The organism is Microcystis sp. M49636_WE2 (assembly GCF_030065375.1).
Classification (GTDB): Bacteria; Cyanobacteriota; Cyanobacteriia; order Cyanobacteriales; family Microcystaceae; genus Microcystis; species Microcystis aeruginosa_C.
In genome coordinates this window covers 1-1569 of the sequence record NZ_JASJFG010000495.1, presented here as the reverse complement: position 1 = coordinate 1569, position 1569 = coordinate 1, and the positions used below count along the sequence as shown (strand labels likewise).

Sequence of the window (1569 nt, the reverse complement as noted above, 5' to 3'; positions counted from 1 at the left end):
CGCAAACCTTCTTTAAATTCCATTTGAGCAACAAAACCGAATTTTTCCTGAGCGCGGGTTGTATCTAAACAGCGTCGCGGTTGACCATTCGGTTTATCTATTTCCCAAACAATTTCGCCATCAAAACCCATTAAATCACAGATTAATTCGACTAAATCTTTGATAGAAATCTCATAATTTGTACCAAGATTAATCGGGTCTGATTCATTATAGAACTGACTGGCCATGACAATGCCGCGTGCTGCATCGGTGGAGTAGAGAAACTCCCGGGTTGGACTACCATCTCCCCAGACAGGAAGTTGTTTATCCCCCCGTTGTTGTGCCTCATAAACCTTGCGAATTAAAGCAGGAATTACATGGGAACTACCCGGATCAAAATTATCCTCTGGCCCGTATAAATTTACCGGTAAAAGATAAATTCCGTTGAAACCATACTGCAAACGATAGGACTCTAATTGTACCAATAAAGCCTTTTTAGCGATACCATAAGGCGCATTGGTTTCTTCGGGATATCCTGACCATAAATCGTCTTCATGGAAAGGTACTGGAGTAAATTTTGGATAGGCACAAATTGTCCCCACACAGACAAATTTTTGTACTCCTGCTAGATAGGCAGCGTGAATTAATTGGGTTCCCATCATCAAATTATCATAGAATAATTCGGCGGGTTTTTCCCGATTGAGACCGATGCCTCCCACATGGGCAGCCAAATGGATAATTAAATCTTCTTGGTCGGCTAAACGTTGACAGTTTTCCCAAACTCTTAAATCACAATCCTTTGACCGAGGAATTGTAATTTTTTCGGGATTTGCCCCCGCTGCAATTAATTGATTAACTACTTGCCGACCTAAAAATCCGGCCCCCCCGGTGACGACGATTCTCTGTTCGCTTAAATTGAGCATATTTTCACCTCTTTAATCCACAGTTGTCATCGAACGATTGCGAAGATAGGCCAAATCTTTTAATAACTGTTGGCTATCACCACCGTTATTAAGATTAATCCCCAAAGCCGCTAAATCCGCATCTACCATTAATTTTACCAGTCCCTCAAACGTTACCGACGGCTGCCAGCCTAATTTCTCCCTGGCTTTTGTAGAATCTCCTATCAATAAATCCACTTCCGCCGGACGCAAATAACGTTCATCAAACTCCACATAATCCTGCCAATTTAAATTAACGTATTGGAAAGAAATATCGAGAAACTCCCGGATAGAATAGGTTTCATTTGTCGCCACCACATAATCATCCGGTTCTTCCTGTTGTAACATTAACCACATCGCCCGCACATAATCCTTAGCATAACCCCAATCCCGTTTAGAATCGAGATTTCCTAGATAGAGTTTTTTCTGTTGTCCGGCGATAATTCGGGCCAAAGCGCGGGTAATTTTGCGCGTGACAAAAGTTTCTCCCCGCCGGGGGGATTCATGGTTAAATAAAATGCCGTTACAGGCAAATAAGTCGTAGGATTCCCGATAGTTGATTGTTTGCCAGTGACCGTAAACTTTCGCACAAGCGTAGGGACTGCGGGGATAAAATGGCGTGGTTTCTTTTTGGGGAACTTCCATGACT

The 1569-nt window shown here is 42.7% G+C and carries 2 protein-coding genes; both read right to left on the bottom strand.

Annotated features, from left to right (window positions below; genetic code table 11):
- Positions 1-902: GDP-L-fucose synthase family protein (locus tag PX484_RS11610; RefSeq protein WP_288103925.1), on the bottom strand; the 902-nt coding region annotated here is incomplete at its 3' end.
- Between the two features lie 12 nt (positions 903-914).
- Positions 915-1569: GDP-mannose 4,6-dehydratase (locus tag PX484_RS11605; RefSeq protein ID WP_287688703.1), on the bottom strand; the 655-nt coding region annotated here is incomplete at its 5' end.